This is a genomic window from Saccharopolyspora rosea (assembly GCF_025643595.1).
Taxonomy (GTDB): domain Bacteria; phylum Actinomycetota; class Actinomycetes; order Mycobacteriales; family Pseudonocardiaceae; genus Saccharopolyspora; species Saccharopolyspora rosea.
Genome location: NZ_CP102826.1, coordinates 4,942,031 through 4,959,138, shown reverse-complemented (window position 1 = coordinate 4,959,138; position 17,108 = coordinate 4,942,031). Strand labels below are relative to the sequence as shown.

At 73.0% G+C, this 17,108-nt stretch carries 16 protein-coding genes and 2 tRNA genes; 10 read left to right on the top strand and 8 right to left on the bottom strand.

The genetic code is table 11. The features are described 5' to 3' along the window. Positions 1-15: 15 nt before the first annotated feature. Both NV263_RS23030 and NV263_RS23025 read right to left on the bottom strand, forming a co-directional pair. Positions 16-411: a hypothetical protein gene (locus tag NV263_RS23030; RefSeq protein WP_263248695.1), complete on the bottom strand. Its 396-nt coding sequence runs from the start codon at positions 409-411 to the stop codon at positions 16-18. A gap of 570 nt (positions 412-981) precedes the next feature. Continuing rightward, positions 982-1,758: a cupin domain-containing protein gene (locus NV263_RS23025; protein WP_263248694.1), complete on the bottom strand. Its 777-nt coding sequence runs from the start codon at positions 1,756-1,758 to the stop codon at positions 982-984. Positions 1,759-1,884: 126 nt separating this feature from the next. Between NV263_RS23025 and NV263_RS23020 the strand changes: the two genes are divergently transcribed. Continuing rightward, positions 1,885-2,853, top strand: coding sequence for a D-2-hydroxyacid dehydrogenase family protein (locus NV263_RS23020; RefSeq protein WP_263248693.1), 969 nt, complete (start codon positions 1,885-1,887; stop codon positions 2,851-2,853). Between the two features lie 63 nt (positions 2,854-2,916). On the opposite strand, the gene NV263_RS23015 is transcribed toward NV263_RS23020, so the two are convergent. Together NV263_RS23015 and NV263_RS23010 are read right to left on the bottom strand one after the other, a co-directional pair. Beyond that, on the bottom strand, positions 2,917-4,026 hold the full coding sequence (locus tag NV263_RS23015) for a Zn-dependent alcohol dehydrogenase (RefSeq protein WP_263248692.1): 1,110 nt from the start codon (positions 4,024-4,026) through the stop codon (positions 2,917-2,919). Positions 4,027-4,038: 12 nt separating this feature from the next. Then, positions 4,039-5,085: an LLM class F420-dependent oxidoreductase gene (locus tag NV263_RS23010; RefSeq protein WP_263248691.1), complete on the bottom strand. Its 1,047-nt coding sequence runs from the start codon at positions 5,083-5,085 to the stop codon at positions 4,039-4,041. Between the two features lie 215 nt (positions 5,086-5,300). Between NV263_RS23010 and NV263_RS23005 the strand changes: the two genes are divergently transcribed. The 3 genes from NV263_RS23005 to NV263_RS22995 all read left to right on the top strand — a co-directional run bounded on the left by NV263_RS23005 (position 5,301) and on the right by NV263_RS22995 (position 7,551). Continuing rightward, positions 5,301-6,260: a Ppx/GppA phosphatase family protein gene (locus tag NV263_RS23005; protein WP_263248690.1), complete on the top strand. Its 960-nt coding sequence runs from the start codon at positions 5,301-5,303 to the stop codon at positions 6,258-6,260. A 43-nt stretch (positions 6,261-6,303) separates the two neighbouring features. Then, a complete protein-coding gene (locus NV263_RS23000) occupies positions 6,304-6,693 on the top strand; it encodes a phage holin family protein (protein ID WP_263248689.1) in 390 nt (129 codons plus the stop codon). A gap of 102 nt (positions 6,694-6,795) precedes the next feature. Next, positions 6,796-7,551, top strand: coding sequence for an ESX secretion-associated protein EspG (locus tag NV263_RS22995; protein WP_263248688.1), 756 nt, complete (start codon positions 6,796-6,798; stop codon positions 7,549-7,551). Here the strand turns inward: NV263_RS22995 and lhgO are convergent. Next, positions 7,532-8,734: an L-2-hydroxyglutarate oxidase gene (gene lhgO / locus NV263_RS22990; protein ID WP_263248687.1), complete on the bottom strand. Its 1,203-nt coding sequence runs from the start codon at positions 8,732-8,734 to the stop codon at positions 7,532-7,534. The genes NV263_RS22995 and lhgO overlap by 20 nt on opposite strands. 171 nt (positions 8,735-8,905) lie before the next feature. Here lhgO and NV263_RS22985 point away from each other — a divergent pair, with 171 nt between their 5' ends. From NV263_RS22985 to NV263_RS22970, 4 genes are all read left to right on the top strand, one after another. Then, positions 8,906-9,577, top strand: a complete 672-nt coding sequence (locus NV263_RS22985; RefSeq protein WP_263248686.1) for an AroM family protein — start codon at positions 8,906-8,908, stop codon at positions 9,575-9,577. Between the two features lie 95 nt (positions 9,578-9,672). Further along, the gene (gene pepE / locus NV263_RS22980; RefSeq protein ID WP_263248685.1) at positions 9,673-10,395 is read left to right on the top strand and encodes a dipeptidase PepE; all 723 of its coding nucleotides are present in this window, start codon (positions 9,673-9,675) and stop codon (positions 10,393-10,395) included. 348 nt (positions 10,396-10,743) lie between these two features. Then, positions 10,744-13,086 (top strand): sensor histidine kinase, encoded by a 2,343-nt coding sequence (locus tag NV263_RS22975; RefSeq protein WP_263248684.1) that lies wholly within the window; start codon positions 10,744-10,746, stop codon positions 13,084-13,086. 3 nt (positions 13,087-13,089) lie between these two features. Continuing rightward, positions 13,090-13,500 (top strand): roadblock/LC7 domain-containing protein, encoded by a 411-nt coding sequence (locus NV263_RS22970; RefSeq protein ID WP_263248683.1) that lies wholly within the window; start codon positions 13,090-13,092, stop codon positions 13,498-13,500. 72 nt (positions 13,501-13,572) lie between these two features. Here the strand turns inward: NV263_RS22970 and NV263_RS22965 are convergent, their stop codons facing one another. From NV263_RS22965 to NV263_RS22955, 3 genes are all read right to left on the bottom strand, one after another. Next, positions 13,573-14,604: a DUF418 domain-containing protein gene (locus tag NV263_RS22965; protein ID WP_263248682.1), complete on the bottom strand. Its 1,032-nt coding sequence runs from the start codon at positions 14,602-14,604 to the stop codon at positions 13,573-13,575. A 365-nt stretch (positions 14,605-14,969) separates the two neighbouring features. After that, positions 14,970-15,041: transfer RNA gene (locus NV263_RS22960), tRNA-Val, on the bottom strand. Between the two features lie 57 nt (positions 15,042-15,098). After that, positions 15,099-15,692 (bottom strand): TIGR02611 family protein, encoded by a 594-nt coding sequence (locus NV263_RS22955; protein ID WP_263248681.1) that lies wholly within the window; start codon positions 15,690-15,692, stop codon positions 15,099-15,101. Between the two features lie 732 nt (positions 15,693-16,424). Here NV263_RS22955 and NV263_RS22950 point away from each other — a divergent pair. After that, positions 16,425-16,850 carry an SsgA family sporulation/cell division regulator gene (locus tag NV263_RS22950; RefSeq protein WP_263248680.1) on the top strand — a complete coding sequence of 142 codons (426 nt, stop codon included), beginning with the start codon at positions 16,425-16,427 and terminating at the stop codon, positions 16,848-16,850. Positions 16,851-17,010: 160 nt separating this feature from the next. Next, positions 17,011-17,083, top strand: a tRNA-Gly gene (locus NV263_RS22945). Positions 17,084-17,108 lie beyond the last annotated feature (25 nt).

Genomic DNA, 17,108 nt, shown 5'->3' with positions numbered 1-17,108 from the left:
CCCCCACCCGGCCGATCAGCGCGGCTGGCGGGACGGCGGGTGCGCGGTCGGCTCCTCGTCGAGGGCGTCGGCCGCGGCGGTCCGGGTCTCCTGGTCGACGGAGGTGCGGCGCGCGGGTTTCTGCACGAGGGTCGCCGACGGCAGGTCGGGCCGGGTTCCGCCGCGGCGCGGGGGAGCCGGCAGGTCCGCGCGGGACGCCCCGTGCACCGGTCGCCGCGGGGGCGGCTGGCTGGCCGAGATGTACAGGCCCTGCAGCACCAGCACGACGATGCCGATCGCGAGCGCGCCCGCGGCCGCCCACACCCCCCACGGGACGTGGTCGAACCACCACAGCCCGGCCGCCACGCCGCAACCGGCTCCGGCGACCATCGCCAGCAGGTGGAACAGCAGGTGGACGGTGTAACCCCTCACGACCCGGTACCTCCCCTGAACTCGACCCGCGGCAGCGCGACTCCGGCGTGGTACGCCGACGGCCCGGCGACGGGTTGCCCGGGATGACCGGCCTCACACCAACGAGCGAACAGCGCCGAAGCCCGATGGTATCGCCCGGAGCGCGCGAAATGCCCGATCGAGACCGCCCGGGTGGCACCCGCCACCCGCATCACCTGTTCGGGCGAAAAGAGTGCCCGCATCCAGCGACCTTGGTCGTCCGGACCTACGGTGAACTGCGGAAAGACCGCACGAGGGTCGGTGTTGGTGCCACCGGCCCGGGCCGGGGGAACGTGCACCCCGCCGCGCCGTGGGGGGTGGTGCCGGTGATCAATTCGCTGCCCGGGTTCGCGCTGTCGGCGACCGCTGGGTTCGGGACGATCCTGCTGTCACTGGTCGGGATGTGCTGGGTGGAGCGACGCATGCTCGGCACCGGTCGTCCGCGCCACCGGTCGACTCCCGCGCTGTGGTGGCCGGCCCTCACCGCGCTGCTGTTCGGCGGGCGCCCGGGGCGTGCGTCCGGGCCCGGGGCGATGCGGCGGCCGCGCCGGTTCACAGCACCTGGAAGTCGGCGAAGTCGAACCCCGGCGAGACCACGCAGCTGACCAGCGTCTCCACCGTCGCCGCCGCGCTCGCGCGCTGCCAGGTCCCGGCGGGCACCACGGTCTGCGGGAGCTGTCCGGCGCCGGCGCCCAGCACCAGCTTCTCCGGTTCCTCCTGCGGCTTGTCGCCGTCCCCGCCGAGCGACAGGGTCAGCGGGCCACCCCGGTGCCACAGCCACAGCTCGTCGGAGGCCACGGTGTGCCACTGGGAAGTCTGCCCCGGCGGGAGCAGGAAGTAGATCGCCGTCGCGCTCGGGCGAGTTCCGTTTGGATGGGCCACCTCGAACGAACTCGTCCACGTCCGCCGGTACCAGCCGCCCTCCGGGTGCGGCACCAGGTCGTACTCCTCGGCCGTGCGGCTGCGCGTCTCCAGCGCCAGGAACGTGCCCACCAGGTCGCGCCGCGCGTAGCGCACCCCGATCACCGCGGAGCGCTCCAGCGGGCCGTACACGTGCGGGAACAGCGTCTCGGCCGGGACGCCCGGCGGCGGGGCGGGGTTCGGCGGTTCCCAGCGCACCGGCGCGGACAGCCGGTCCGGATCCAGTTCCAGCGCGACCATCGGCTCGGCGACCTCCCGGTACAGCGCGTTGGCCACCGCCAGCGTGGTGCGCACGTCCGGGGAGCAGTGCACGAAGCCGTCCTCGTCCAATGTGGCCGAACGGATCGGCGCGTCCCGGTCGGCTTGGAAGGCGCTCAGCGGAAGCAGGTGCAGCAACGATCCAGTCACCCCGCCAGTTTCCCCCGAGCAGCCCGCCGACCGCGATCCATCGGTCGGACCGGTTGTCCACGCCGCCGCGGTGGGCCCGCCCGAGCGCTCTACGATCGGCCGTGCAGATGCGTCGAGGAGGTGGGCATGGCTGTTCGGATCGCGGTGCTCGACGACTACCAGGGCGTCGCGCTGGACCACGCCGACTGGTCGTCGTTGGACGCCGAGGTGGAGGTGTTCCGCGAGCACATCGACGACCGGGACGAGCTGGTGCGGCGGCTGCAACCGTTCCAGGTGATCGCGGCGATGCGCGAGCGCACGCCGTTCCCGCGGGAGGTGCTGGAGGCGCTGCCGAACCTCGGGTTGCTCGTCACCACCGGGATGCGCAACGCCTCGATCGACCTGGACGCGGCCCGCGAGCTCGGCGTCGTGGTGTCGGGCACGGGCAGCGGCGGCGACCCGGAACGCTCGTGGGCGGCCACCGCCGAGCTGACCTGGGGACTCATCCTCTCGCTGGCGCGCCGGATCCCGGCCGAGGACCGGGCGATCCGCGAGGGCGGCTGGCAGCACACCGTCGGCGTCGAGGTGGCCGGGCGCACGCTCGGCGTGCTCGGCCTCGGACGGCTCGGCAGGCAGGTCGCCACCGTCGGCCGCGCGTTCGCGATGGACGTCATCGCCTGGAGCCAGAACCTCACCGACGAGGCCGCCGAGCAGGTCGGCGCCCGGCGGGTCGACAAGGACGAGCTGTTCCGCGCCTCCGACGTGCTGACGATCCACACCGTGCTCAGCGACCGCACGCGGGGCCTGGTCGGCGCCGAAGAGCTGGCGCTGATGCGGCCCACCGCGTACCTGGTCAACACCTCGCGCGGGCCGGTCGTCGACGAGGCGGCACTGCGGGCCGCGCTGCGCGAGGGGCGGATCGCCGGTGCGGGCATCGACGTCTACGGGCGCGAGCCGCTGCCCGCCGACGACCCGTGGCGCACCACGCCGCGCACCGTCCTCACCCCGCACATCGGCTACGTCACCGAAGGCACCTACCGCACCTTCTACGCCGACACGGTCGAGAACATCGCCTCCTACCTGCGAGGATCACCGGTGCGCGTGATCAACGGCTGAGCGCCCGCCCCGGTTGGCGCAAGAGCGGCTCCCGCCGCTCGCCGGGACCTCCCGGGAGCGGGTTCACAGCCGGGCACCGCCGTCGGAGTCGAAGACCACCAGCCGGCGGGCTCCGTGCCCGGCGCGCATCCGCTCGAACGCCTCGCCCACGTCGGCCAGCCCGATGCGTTCCGAGACCAGCGCGTCGAGGTCCAGGCGACCCGCGCGGTAGTGCTCCACCAGCGCCGGGATGTCCACGTCCGGGTCGCTGCTGCCGTACATGCAGCCCCGCAGCGTGCGGGCGAAGTAGGCGACCTCCATGGCGTTGAAGGTGACCTGGTCGGACGCCGAGCCCAGACCGACCACGGTGGTCTGCCCGCCGCGGCGGGTCGCCGACCAGGCGGCGCGGATCGTGTCGGCCCGGCCCACGCATTCCACGGCGTGGTCGGCGCCCCGGCCCTCGGTGAGCCTGCGGATCCGCTTGGTCAGGTCCTCGGACGGTTCCAGGACCTCGGTGGCGCCGAGCCGCCACGCCAGGTCCGCCTTCTCGGTGGCCGGGTCCACGGCGATGATCCGGTCCGCTCCGGCGATCCGCGCGGCCTGCACCGCGCACAGGCCGATCCCGCCGAGCCCGAACACCGCCACGCTCTCGCCGGGCCGCACCCGCGCCGCGTTGAACACCGCGCCCGCGCCGGTCAGCAGGGCGCAGCCCATCAGCGCCGCGTGGTCCAGCGGGACGTCGTCGGGCAGCCGCACGCAGGCGTTCGCGCCGACCAGCGTCTCGGTGGCGAACGCGGCGACGCCGAGCCCCGGGTGGACCGCCGAGCCGTCGGGCAGCCGACCGTACGGCTCCGACATCGCCTGGCTGCCCCGCGGGCACAGGTACGGCTGGCCGTGGTCGCAGAACCAGCAGTCCCGGCACGGCGGCGTCCAGTTGAGCACCACCGGATCCCCCGGCCGCAGACCGATGACCTCGGGGCCGACCGACACCACGCGGCCCGCGCCCTCGTGGCCGAGCACGGCGGGCACCGGGTGCGCCAGCACGCCCGTCGCCAGGGACAGGTCCGAGTGGCACACCCCGGTCGCCGCGAGCCGGACCCGGACCTGGCCGGGTCCCGGCTCGGGCAGGTCGATCTCCTCCACCCGCAGCGGTCCGCCCGTCTCCCGCAGCACCGCCGCCCGCACTGCCACCATCCGCCGCTCCTCTCAGACCTCGGACGCCAGTCGTTTGACCTGCTCGATGAGCCGGGTCCGCTGCTCGGCGTCACCGGCCAGCGGGGTGACGTTGAGCGTGGTCACCCCGGACTCCTTCAGCGCCGCGAGGCGTTCCCGGACGTGGCCCTCCGGGCCGATCAACGAGGTCTTCTCCAGCAGCTCGCGCGGGACCGCCGCAGCCGCCTCGTCCTTCTTGCCGTCCAGGTAGAGGTCCTGGATCGTCTCGGCGGCCGCCTCGTAGCCGTAGCGGCGGGCCAGGTTGTTGTAGAAGTTCTTCCCCTTGGCGCCCATCCCGCCGATGTAGAGCGCGAGCACCGGCCGCATCAGGTCGTGCAGCTCGTCGAGGTCCTCGCCGATCGCCAGCGGGGCCTGGGCGACCACGTCCAGCTCGGGCAGCGAGGCGTCGCGCCGGGCGCGGCCCTCGGCCAGCGGTTCGCCCCACACCTCACCGGCCCGTTCCGGCAGGTAGAAGATCGGCTCCCACGCCTCGGCGATCTCGGCGGCCATGGCGACGTTCTTCGGGCCGATCGCGGCGATCATGATCGGGATGCGCTCGCGCACCGGGTGGTTGATCAGCTTGAGCGGTTTGCCCAGCCCGGTGCCCCGCTCGGCGGGCAGCGGGATCTCGTAGTGCTTGCCGGAGTGCACGACCCGCTCGCGCCGCCACACCTGGCGGCAGATCTCCACGATCTCCCGGGTGCGGCCCAGCGGAGCGTGGTAGGGCACGCCGTGGAAGCCCTCGATGACCTGCGGTCCGGAGGCGCCGATGCCGAGCGTGAAGCGGCCGTCGGAGACGTAGTCCATGCCCGCCGCCGTCATCGCGGTCAGCGTCGGGGTGCGCGTGTAGATCTGCAGGATGCCGGAGGCGATCTCCAGGCGTTCGGTGCGCGCCGCGATGAAGCCCATCTGGCTGACCGCGTCGAAGGAGTACGCCTCCGGGACGAACACGATGTCCAGGCCCGCCTTCTCGTGGGCGGCCAGCTCGTCGATCGTCTCCTTGAAGCCTCCGCTGTAGTTCAGCGGCATCCCGATGCGCATGCTCGTCCTCTCCGGTAGCAGCGGGGGCGCCGCCGGTCCGGCCGCGCCGCCGGTCGGGACAGAGGTTACCGCCGAGTACGGCGCGGTCGAAGTCGCGCGCGGTTGTGACGGACATCTCAACGAAAACGGTTCGCGACGCGGGAACCGCGCGCTGCGACGTCGACAATGGAGACCATGTGCGAGCCCACCCCATTCCGATCGGCGGGGGTGGTGGCATGAGGCTGGGGTTGCTGGACATCGGATCCACCGCGGCGCGCCTGGAGATCGTCGACCTGGACCGGTCGCGGATGCCGCGCGCGGACTGGAGCGTCAAGGCCCGCACCCGCCTCGCCGAACACACCCGGGCCGACGGAACCGTCACCGAGCTCGGTGTCGAGCACGCCGTCCGGGCGGTGCGCCACTGCGTGTCCGCCGCCGCGGACCGCGAACCGGACGTGCTGATCGCGTTCGGCACCTCCGCGGTGCGCGACGCGACCAACGGCGCCGACCTGCGCGAGCGGCTCAGCGCCGCCGCCGGGGTGCGCATCGGCGCGCTCAGCCCGCGCGACGAGGCCGCCGTGACCTACCACGCGGCCCGCCGCTGGCACGGCCGCGACGGCACCGAACTGACCACTGTGGACATCGGCGGGGGCACGGCGGACGTGGCCGCGGGCATCGGTGCCGAGCCCGCCGAGGTCGTCACGCTGCCGTTCGGCGCCGCCCGGCTGACCAGGCAGTTCCTCCCGGACGACCCGCCGCGCCCGGAGCAGGTGCGGCGGCTCGTCGACGAGCTGCGCGGGACGCTGGACCGGCGGCTGCGGACCTTCACCGGCGCCGAGCACACCGTCGCGCTGTCCAAGGTGCTGCGGCAGCTGGCGGTGCTCACCGAGAGCGCCCCGGGCCGGTTGGTGCGCCACCCCGACCGGCTGCGCCGCGACAAGCTGGCGGCGTGGATCCCCCGGCTGGCCGTGCTCGACCAGGCCGAGCGCGCGGCGCTGCCCGGCGTGTCGCGCCACCGGGCGCGGCGCATCCTGGCCGGGGCGATCGTCGCGGACCTGGTGCTCGCCGCGATCGGCGTCGAGGAGCTGGAGATCTGCCCGTGGGGCCTGCGGGAGGGGCTGGTGTTCCGCTTCGAGGAGGTCTACGCGCGGGCGGGCGGCGACGCGGTCGAGGTGATGTCCGGCCTGTTCACCTGATCGCGCGGTAGCGTGGTCGGCGGACGACGAGGGGAGGAGCACCGTGGCGGTACTGGTGCACGTCGTGATCACCGCGGTGTCCGTGTGGATCGCCACCGCGTTGCCCGGGATCACCCTGGGAGGGCACGACACCACCGCGAAGATGCTCACCCTGCTGGCCGTGTCGATCATCTTCGGCATCGTCAACGCGGTGCTCAAGCCGATCGCCAAGACCCTCGGCTGCCTGCTGTACCTGCTGACCCTCGGCCTGTTCGGGCTGATCGTCAACGCGCTGCTGTTCTGGCTGACCAGCTACCTGGCCGGGCAGCTGCACCTGCCGTTCCACGTCGGCGGGTTCTGGCCGGCGTTCTGGGGCGCGTTGATCGTCACCATCGTCAGCAGCGCCCTGCACGGGATCGTGCGGCGCACCACCTACCGCGAACAGGAGTACTGAGCCGGGGCCGTTCGAGTGGTCCGCCCCCCGATCGGCACCGCCGTCGATCGCGGCTGGTTATCCTGCCGTCCGGTTGTCCACAGCGGAGCGATCGGATCGACGATGCGGTGCAGTCTGGCGGAGCTCAACGCGCTGCTGCGCGACCGGAGTGCCGACCCCCAGGTCACCGAGTTCCTGATCGGTTCCGCTCCCGGCTCCGCCGCGGTGCCCGGGGGCGCGCGGTGGGAGGCGGTCGCCGACACCGTGGCGAGCGCGTCGGTGTTCGGCTTCGCCTGCGTCGACGACGGCTGGGACGAGATGCGCGGCCTGGTGGCCGTCGGCCGGGGCCACGCCGTCCGCGTGCAGGTGCGCGACGACTCGGTGTCCGTCGAGCAGGTGCGCCCCGACGCGCCGTGGCCCGCCCTGGTCGGCTGCCTGCCGGACGTCGAACCGGCCCACGGCTGCGAGGTCACCGTGCCCACCGACGTGCTGTCCGAGGCGCTGGAGGCGGCCGGCTGGCAGCCCGACGTCGAGCGGATCGCCCTCGAACTGCGGCGCCGCCTCGTGCCGTCCGAGGACGCGCAGGCCGTCGGCGAGCTGCTGCACCGGGCCGACGGGGTCAGCGCGCGCATCGAGGTGGCGCTGCGCGGCGCCGGGCACCTGCTCGTCGCGCCGTCCGCCATCGACGTCCAGCACTGCGCGACCGGCCGGGTCGCGATCGTCCCGGAGTCCCCAGACGACACGTTCACCCTGGTCACCCCGGCCAGCGCCTACTTCCTGGGCAGGTCCCTGCAGAAGTACGTCGAGGACCTGTGGGCAGCCACCAACGAGCGCACCCAGCCGTTCCTGGCGGGCGCGGTCAAGCCACCCGGGATGTGATCCGGGTGGCGATGTCCTCGCCGATGAGCAGCGAGGCGGTCGCGGCCGGTGACGGTGCGTTGAGCACGTGGACCCAGTGCTCGTCCTCCACGACGAGGAAATCGTCCACCAGCGCGCCGTCGGCGGTGACGGCCTGGGCGCGCACGCCCGCCTCGGCGCGGACCAGGTCGCGCCCGCGCAGCTCGGGCAGCAGCTGCCGGGCGGCACGCACGAACAGCGGCTTGACCAGGGAACGGGAGATCTCGCCGAGTCCGGTGCGCCAGTACCTGCGGGCCAGCGCCCGCAGCCCGGGGTCGCCCGCCATCCGGCGCAGGTGCTCCGGTGACCAGGTGCGCCAGTCGTAGCCCTCGCGGGCGAGCGCCGGGACGGCGTTCGGTCCCACGTGCAGACCGCCGTCGACCATCCGCGTCAGGTGCACGCCGAGGAACGGGAACGCCGGGTCCGGAACGGGGTAGACCAGCGCGTTCACCAGGTCGCGGCGCGCGGGCGCGGTCTCGTAGTACTCGCCGCGGAACGGCAGGATCCGCGCGGGCGGGGTGGCCCCGGCCAGTTCCGCGACGGCGTCGCCGTGCAGGCCCGCGCAGTTCACCGCGTGCCGGGTGCGGACCTCTCCGGAGGTGGTGGTCAGCACCAGACCGGGTCCGTCCCGGCGCACCTCGACCAGCTCGGTGCCGGTGCGCAGGTCCACGCCGCGTTCGGCGAGGATCCCGGCCAGCTCGCGGCACACCGCGGCGAAGTCGGTGATGCCCGCGTCCGGCACCAGCAGCGCCCGGACCCCGCGCACGTGCGGTTCGCGGTCGCGGAGTTCGGCGGCGCCGATCTCGCGGACGCGCACGCCGTTGGCGGTACCGCGCCGGGCCAGCTCGGCCAGCGCGGGCAGCTGTCCCGGGCCGGTGGCCACGACGACCTTCCCGGTGCGCTGCACCGGGATGCCGTGCTCGGCGCAGAACCGGTACATCGCCTCGCCGCCACCGCGGGCGAAGCGCGCCTTGGCACTGCCCGGCGGGTAGTACAGTCCACTGTGGATGACGCCGGAGTTGTGGCCGGTCTGGTGGGCGCCCCACCGGTGTTCCTTCTCCAGCACCACGACCCGCCGACCGGGCGCCTGCCGCACCAGGGCGTGGGCCGTCGCCAGCCCCACGATCCCGCCGCCGACGATCGTGATGTCGTTGGTCTCCGCCATGCCGCCATCCTGGTCGCCGCGGCCGGGCGGTTCCACCCCTGTGCGGGGTGCACCGCGACGGCACCCGCGCAGTGCACCGAGCCCGCTGACCGCGGACGGGGCGCCCCCTAGGTTCAGGACGCGGACGACGTGGAGGCGCCGGCCTGCTGGTCGGCGAGCGAGGAGGTCGGCGTGGCACGGCTCGGCATCGTCACGATCGGACAGGCGCCCAGGACCGACATGGTCCCGCGGCTGCGCCCGCTGCTCGGCCCGGTGGAGGTCGTCGAGCACGGCGCGCTCGACCCGCTCGGCGCCGCCGACATCGCCGCGCTGGCCCCGGAACCCGGCGAGCAGGTGCTGGTCAGCCGGCTCCGCGACGGGACCTCGGCGCGGCTGGCGCACGACCGCGTCGAGCCGCTGGTGCACCGGGCCGTCGAACGCGCCGAGTCCGCCGGGGCCGACGCGACGCTGCTGGTCTGCACCGGGAGCTTCGGCGCCGTCGAGCACCGGCGGCCGCTGCTGTTCGCGGAGCGCCTGCTCGTCCACGGCGTCGCGGCGCTCGCCGCCGGGATGCGGGTGGGGGTCGTGTGCCCGGACGCGGACCAGGAGGCCATGACGGTCGACAAGTGGCGTCCGCACACCGGGGTCCCGCTCGTGGCGTGCGCCGACCCGTACCGGCACGACCCCGCGCCCGCGGTGGCCGCGAGCGCCCGGCGGCTGGCCGCGCGCGGTGCCCAGCTCGTCGTCCTCGACTGCATGGGCTACGCCGAGTCGGCGCGCACCGCCGCCGTCGCCGCCGGAGTGCCCGTCGTGCTCGCGCGGTCCCTGGTCGCGCGGATGGCGGCGGAGCTCGTCCAGCGCTGACCACAGTGGATCGACCCCCTGGCGTGACGTGCACCGACCCCGGCCGGAGATAGCCTGGGGCCGGCGAAAACCCCGACACCGGAAAGAAGGCCGACGTGGAACTGCTGTTGCTGTCCAGCTCGACGAAGCACGGAACGGGTTTCCTCGAACACGCCCTGGACGCGGTGGCCGAGCTGCTCGGCGACCCCAAGCGCCTGCTGTTCGTGCCCTACGCCAAGCGCGACCACGACGGCTACGTCGAGACCGTGCAGGCCGCCGTCCGGCCGCTGGGCGTGACCGTGGAGGGCATCCACCGCGCCGACGACCCGGTGGCGGCGGTGCGCGACGCCGAGGCCGTGTTCATCGGCGGCGGCAACTCGTTCCGGCTGCTGGCGACGCTGCACCGGCTCGGCCTGCTGGGCGCGCTCCGCGACGCCGTCACCGGTGGAACCCGCTACATGGGTGCCAGCGCGGGCACCAACATGGCCTGCCCGAGCCTGCGCACCAGCAACGACATGCCGATCGTGCAGCCGGCGTCGTTCGAGGCGATCGGCCTGGTCCCGTTCCAGATCAACCCGCACTACCAGGACGCGGACCCGAACAGCACGCACATGGGCGAGACGCGGGAGCAGCGGCTCGCCGAGTTCCTGGAGGACAACGACGTCCCGGTGCTGGGCATCCGGGAGGGGTCGTGGCTGCGCGTCCGCGGCGAGCGGGCCGACATCGGCGGCACCACCGGCGCCCGGCTGTTCACCCGGGGAGCCGACGCCCGGGAGATCTCCGCGGGCACCGACGTGACCTTCCTGCTGGACGCGGAACCGAAGTTCGACGTCCCCTGAGCGGTTGCCGGGCTCTTCGCGCGTGGCGGTGCCGGCACGCCGCTTCCGGACCAAGCCGGGCGCCGACGCCGCGAATCACCGCGCAATAGCCCGGAACGAGCAATTCCGAAGCCCGTTCGGCTGTCGCCCAAGGGCGTGATCATGCGTGCTATGGTGCCGAACATCCCGAGCTCCGCCGGATGCGGAGCCGCACGAGGTGATGTGGAAACGGTTCGGCTGCGGAATGAGGGTGCGGTGCATGACCACGCCGATGCGTCCACGCCCGCAGCGCCGCGTTCCGCGTCGGCGGCCGGACTTCCCTGACGCGCCGCGCCCGCGCGCGGAGCGGTTCGACAGGTGCGGAGCGCTGTGACGCGAAAAAGCAGTCCCGGGAGCGAGTACCGACCGATCCGTGCTCGCCTCACCCGCGTCGTCATCGTCCCCGGCGTCGTCGTCCTGGTCATCTGGGCGGCGTTCACCGGTTACGCGGCCTACCGCGGTTACTCGGCCAGGACCATCGCCACCGGCGTCCGCGACGCCACCGCTCCGGCGGTGCGCGGCCTGGGCGCGCTCCAGGAGGAGCGTCGGTTGGCGATGCAGCACGGCGACGCCGACCCGGGTGTGGTCTCCGCCCGCCGGGCGGAGACCGACCGGGCCGTCCGCGACGTGCGGGCCGAGCTGCGGCGGCTCGGCGAGCGGGCCCCGGCCCGGGTCGCCGACCGGGCCGGACAGCTCGACGGGCTGCTCGCCCAGCTGCCGGCGCAACGGGCGGCCCTGGACTCCGGGAACCTCGACCGCCGCGCGGCTTTCGCCTACTACAACCGGCTCCTCGACGCCGGGGTGGCGCTGCTGGACGCCCAGGCGCGGGCGGTGCCCGACCCCGAGTCCGGCCGCGCCGGGCTGGTGGCCACCGACCTGGTCCGCGCCGCCGACCAGATGTCGCGCGCTTCCTCGCTGGGCGGGGCGGCGCTGGCCGACGGCGGGTTCACCGCTGCCGACCACGTGACCTTCGCGTCCCTGGTCGGTGCCTATCACTCCACATTGGACACTTCGGTTCCGGTCGCCGAACCGAGCGCCGCCCGGCAGTACGCCCGGCTGTCCGAGGACCCGGCCTGGCAGCGGCTCCAGGGTTACGAAACCGCTCTGGTGGAGCACTCGCCGCGGGTCGGCGGGCCGTTCGAGATCGCGGTCGCGGACTGGCGTTCGGCGACCGAGGACGTGTCCCAGGGGCTGACCTCGGTGGCCGCCGAGCAGGCCACCGGCGGAGCCGAACTCGGCGTCCGCAACAGCGACATCGGGCTCGTCCGGATCGCGGTGGGCAGCCTCGTGGCGCTGCTCGTCGCGCTGCTGGGTCTGCTGCTGGCGGTGCGCTCGGCGCGCAAGATCGTCGACCGGGCGCTGGTGTCCCGGTTGTCCGCGCTGCGCGGCGACGCCCTGGAACTCGCCGAGCGGCGGCTGCCGGACATCGCTGCGCGCCTGGCCGACGGCGAGCAGGTCGACGTCGCCGGGGAGCGCGGGCGTCTCGACTACGGCGACGACGAGGTCGGCCAGGTGGCCGACGCGTTCAACACCGCCTACCGGGCCGCGGTCGGCGCCGCGGTCCGGGAGAACCAGGCCCGCGAGGGCGCCAACCGCGTCTTCCTCGGCATCGCCCACCGCAACCAGGGCCTGGTGCACCGGCAGCTCAAGCAGCTCGACCGGATGGAGCGCAACGAGGAGCACCCGGAACGGCTGGACGGCCTGTTCCAGCTCGACCACCTCGCCACCCGGGCGCGGCGCAACGCCGAGAACCTGATCATCCTCGCGGGCGAGCAGCCCGGACGGCAGTGGCGCAAACCGGTGCGGCTGGTCGACGTGGTGCGCGCGGCCGTCGCGGAAACCGAGCAGTACTACCGGATCGTGGTCAACCCCGTCCCGGAGGTGTCGCTGGTCGGCGCGGCCGTCGGGGACGCCATCCACCTGCTGGCCGAGTTGATGGACAACGCCACGTCGTTCTCCCCGCCGCAGTCGCAGGTCCAGGTGCACGCGGTCGCGACCCCGCGCGGTGTCGACCTGCGGATCGACGACGAGGGCCTGGGCATGCGCCCCGAGGACCGCGACTCGATGAACGAGCTGCTCGCCAGCGCCCCCCGGTTCGAGGACATCACCCTCGGCGGGGACGCCCGGCTCGGACTGTTCGTGGTGGCCCGGCTGGCGCACCGCCGCGACGTCGTGGTGAGTCTGCGCGATGGCGCCGACGGCGGCACCTCCGCCCACGTCCGGCTGCCTGCCGACATCGTCGTCGGCGAAGCGGAGAGCACCCCGGCCCCACCGCGCCCGGAACCCGAGCGCGAACCGGTCGCCGCCGCGCCGCCGCCCGAGATGCAGGAGGCGTGGAGCAGGCTCCGCGAGCAGCTGCCGCTGGACGCGGCGAACGCGGCACCGGCGGCACCGCCCGCCGACGACACGCCGACCATCGCCGACCCCGGCTTCCCGGCGGTGGATCCGGACGGAGGACCGCCGCTGCCGCGGCGCCGTCGCAGGGAGAACCTCCCGCCCCAGCTGCGCGACGGGCAGCGGGACGAGGCGGAGCGCGAACCCGATGAGGCCGGACGCGTGGCGGAGCGCACGCGTGGAAACATGGCCGCGTTCCAACGGGGAACGCTGCGGGCGCGTCGCACCGAGACGTCGACCGACGGCGATTCCCTTGCTGGCGAAGAAGAAGGGCAGTGAGGCATGAGCGACAGGGTCGGCTCGGACGCCGAGTTGAACTGGCTGTTGGACGATCTGACCAGGCGGGTCGTCGGCGCGAGACACGCGGTCGTGCTGTCCACCGACGGCTTGCTGCTGGCCAAGTCCGAGGATCTGTCCACTGCGGAATCCGAGACGCTGGCCGCGATGTCCTCGACGTTCCAGAGCCTCGCGCGGGAGACCGGCAGGCAGTTCGACGGCGGGGACGTCCGGCAGACCGTCGTCGAGCTCGACCGCGCGTTCCTGTTCGTCACCGCGGCGGGGTCGGGTGCCTGCCTGGCCGTGCTCGGTTCCGAGGACGCCGACGTGGGCATGATCGCCTACGAGATGAACCTGCTCGTGGTGCGCGTCGGCGACTACCTCAGCTCGGCGCCGCGCGGCGTTCCGCAGACGTAGCGGTCGGCGTTCGAGCCGGGGCTCGAACGCCGACCAGAGGGCCGTCCAGGCCGGACTCCTGGACGGCCGGCCTCACACCGCTTCGGGTGCACGCCGCATCGGCACCAGCTGCCGCCACGTGACGCAGCGCCACACCCACTCCAGCGGCCCGTACCGGAAGCGGTCCAGCCACAGGCGGCTCCAGACGATCTGCACCGCCAGGATCGCCGCGGCGAGCCCGAGCTCCGCGCCCCACGACGTCGACTCGGGCAGGCCCAGCAGGTACCCGAGCGGGACGAACAGCAGCGTGGCGGTGAGGTAGTTGGTCAGCGCCATCCGGCCGAACGGTTCGAGCGCACCGGACACCACCCGGCCCGCGGGGGTCTTCAGGACCAGCAGCAAGCCGGTCGTGTAAGCCAGGGACAGGCAGAGCCCGGCCACCGCCGACGACGAGGTGAACCCGACCGACAGCGGATCCTGCTCCTGCCAGACCAGCGCGCCCGCCGAGAGCACGGCGGAACCGGCGAACACGGCCGCGATCTTCCCGGTGCTGCGGTGCAGCGCCTCCGGCACCCCGGCCTGCGCGAGCCCGAACCCGAGCAGCAACAGCCCCGGCACGGACGCCATGCCCCCGCTGGCCAGCGTCACGGACAGCACGACCAGCACGGCTCCGGCGGGCAGGTTCACCCACCACGGGAACCAGCTGAACGGCAGCAGCACGACGAACCCGCCGATGGCGTAGGGCAACAGCGCCTCACCGGGCTGGAGCACGTGGTGCAGGAGGCCGAACACCCCGAGCGCTGCGAACCGCAGCAGCAGCGGCACGCGCGGCCACGCCGTCCGGGACGCGGCCCGCCGCAGGAAGATCCCGAACCCGACCCCGAACAACGTCGCGAAGACGGGGAAGAACCGCTCGTGGACGAACAGGTCCAACGCGTGCCGCACCGGCAACACCTGTCCGTCGACGACCCCGTGGATGTTCATCACCTGCGAGATGTTGACGAAGATGATCCCGCACAGCGCGAGTCCGCGTAACGCGTCCAGTTCGCTGATCCGCCGCCCGGGCGGAGCGGTGTCCCCGCCGACATCGGCCGTCCCCGCGGCCCCGAACACTCCCGCAGTCATCTCCCGTGCCTCTCGATCGTCGGACCAATCCGGGGAACCAACCCCGTCGGCCACCGATCGTCCGGCGCCGGAGGCCCGCGGCGGTACGGTCGATCAGCCAGCTCCGCTCAGTCGATCGGCCACCCACCACCGGCCTTCCGGCCACGCGACGGCTCGCATGAGGCAAGGGAGAGTCCCCCCGAACCCGCGAGCAGAGCGACGGGGCCACGGAGAACTCCCGGAGTGGGGGCTGGAACTCGCGAGGGGAACGATGGGGGTCCGGGGAACGCCCCGGGCGGGGCCTGGGGGCCGCGCCCCCAGAAAACACGACGAGATCGAAAAACAGCGAAGGCGCCCCCGCCGAGCAGGGTGCGCCTTCGATCGAGTGGGCGATACTGGGATCGAACCAGTGACCTCTTCGGTGTGAACGAAGCGCTCTCCCGCTGAGCTAATCGCCCTTTTCTGTTCTCTCGGCCGCCGTTCCCGGCGACGAGAAGAACAATACACGATCGTCCTCAGGGGCCGAACAGGGGGGAGGTCAACCACTGCCAGCGCAGGTCGAACCAGCTGCCGACGATGCCGAACAGACCCAGGAGCCACAGCGTGGCGACGACGACGAGGCCGGTGGCGCCCATCACGGCCAGCTTGGTCGCGAGGCGCTGGTGGCCGAGCCAGCGCACCCAGCGGTCGTAGTGGCGCTTGGCGAAGGCGTTCACGCGGTGCGCCCAGCGGAACTCGGTGGCGAGGATGCCGAGCCCGGCGAACACCACCAGCCAGCCCGGGCCGGGGTAGGGGATCATGACGATCCCGGCGAGCAGCACCAGCGTCCCGAAGACGCCGAGGACGGTCCGGTAGGTCGCGTTCAGGGTCGGCCTGCGCCGGATCCGCTCGCGCCGGGCGCGGAGCCAGGCCCGTCCGGCGTGCAGTCGGCCGCGTCGCGGTGCGTGCTCGGAGGCCGGTTCCGCGGTCCGCGGTCCGCGGGGTTCGGGGTCGGCTGCGTTGCTCAGGGCTCCACCTGCCGGTCGCCGGGTACATATCCGAACGGACCTCGCGTGTCCGTTGTGCCCAGAATACGGGGCATGTCCGAGTGGCGGCGTGGCGTCGGTCATGCGACGGCGGCGAGGTCAAGGCGGCGTTCGGGCGTGCGCGTTGGTCGCGGCGGCGACGAACTGTGACGCGGATCATCGCCGGTTGTCGACCGGTCCGGGCACTTCGGCCCTGGCACGGCGTTTCGACCCTGGTCACATTGTGATGCCGCTTTCGTCCGGACGTTCGGTACCACGCCTGGCTGGTTACCGAGGCGGACCAGCGCATTAACCCGATCCGGTGTATAGGCGTGGCGAGCGTCTCGTCGTAGGCTTTCCGCCGTCGACGGGCGCGGCGCCCGGTCGCTTATCCTCGAATCGGCGTCCGACGAGGTCGGTCACGGCGAAATCCGGTGGTGAACCGGGGTGCCGGGGTGGGCCTCCAGGGCGGGACGAGGGATCACCGGCGGTGTTCGCAGGGGATGACCAGTTGATTACATTGGGTAATCGGATCCGGTCTTCCGAGTGGTGTCGATCTGGTGGCTCCCGAGTCGACCGGTGGGTTTGCTCGCGTGGATCTTCCTTCGCTTCGGCGACGCCTTGTCGAGGACACGGCAGACGGTGGCCGATCTTGGTTTCGTCCGCGCGACGAAGCCGGTGAACACGCAGCGCACTCGGTTGATTGCCCAGCGAAGTGCCCCCTGCCCCGTATGGGTGATCTATTCGTGAGTCGCGAGCGTGCGAGCCGGATGAGGCGTCACAACTGTGTTGCTCGGCCGATATTCGGACCGGGAGGGAGCAGGAAAGGGGAGGACAATGCGTAACGATCATGTGACACTCCGTTCGACAGCGGTGTTCGATCTTCTGGCGCCACAGGCGCCGGCCGTGCCGGTCCAGGTCGAGCTGCGCTACGACACCCGCGACCCGTACGCGGTGGTGGCCGCGTTCCGCACCGGCCGCGCGGGCTGGGTGGAATGGGTCTTCGCCCGCGATCTGCTGGCCGACGGCCTGATCGCGCACGCGGGTGAGGGCGACGTGACCATCCGTCCGGCCGTGGACGACCCGGAGGTCGTGGTCGTCGAGCTCAGCTCGCCGTCCGGTCACGCCGTGTTCGAGGCGTCGGCGCAGGAGCTGGCCGACTTCCTGGACCGCACCTACGACGTGGTCGTCCCGGGCAACGAGAACCTGTGGGTCGACGTGGACGAGGCGCTGACCCACCTGTTGCCGCACGACCTGGGTTGATCAGGCAAAACCCGGCTGGGCGCACAGCGCCGCGGGGTTTTGCCGACCCCCCTTTGATCGCCGTCGCGGGCGTGGTCTAGAGTTCTCCGTGCAAGCGACGGCGGGGACCGGAGCCGAGCCGGAGAACCCGATCTCTTCGAGTCACGACGTCGCGACGCAGGCGGACGTAGCGCAGCTGGTAGCGCATCACCTTGCCAAGGTGAGGGTCGCGGGTTCGAATCCCGTCGTCCGCTCTGGATCCTCTGGAGGTCCCGCCGA

Coding starts and splice junctions, on each gene's coding strand:
- NV263_RS22965 (WP_263248682.1), bottom strand. CDS start 14,604: ATGACTGCGGGAGTGTTCGGGGCCGCGGGGACGGCCGATGTCGGCGGG.
- NV263_RS23015 (WP_263248692.1), bottom strand. CDS start 4,026: ATGGTGGCAGTGCGGGCGGCGGTGCTGCGGGAGACGGGCGGACCGCTG.
- NV263_RS23010 (WP_263248691.1), bottom strand. CDS start 5,085: ATGCGCATCGGGATGCCGCTGAACTACAGCGGAGGCTTCAAGGAGACG.
- NV263_RS22995 (WP_263248688.1), top strand. CDS start 6,796: ATGCGGTGCAGTCTGGCGGAGCTCAACGCGCTGCTGCGCGACCGGAGT.
- NV263_RS22950 (WP_263248680.1), top strand. CDS start 16,425: ATGCGTAACGATCATGTGACACTCCGTTCGACAGCGGTGTTCGATCTT.
- NV263_RS23005 (WP_263248690.1), top strand. CDS start 5,301: ATGAGGCTGGGGTTGCTGGACATCGGATCCACCGCGGCGCGCCTGGAG.
- NV263_RS22955 (WP_263248681.1), bottom strand. CDS start 15,692: ATGACCGACGCCACGCCGCCACTCGGACATGCCCCGTATTCTGGGCAC.
- NV263_RS23020 (WP_263248693.1), top strand. CDS start 1,885: ATGGCTGTTCGGATCGCGGTGCTCGACGACTACCAGGGCGTCGCGCTG.
- NV263_RS22970 (WP_263248683.1), top strand. CDS start 13,090: ATGAGCGACAGGGTCGGCTCGGACGCCGAGTTGAACTGGCTGTTGGAC.
- lhgO (WP_263248687.1), bottom strand. CDS start 8,734: ATGGCGGAGACCAACGACATCACGATCGTCGGCGGCGGGATCGTGGGG.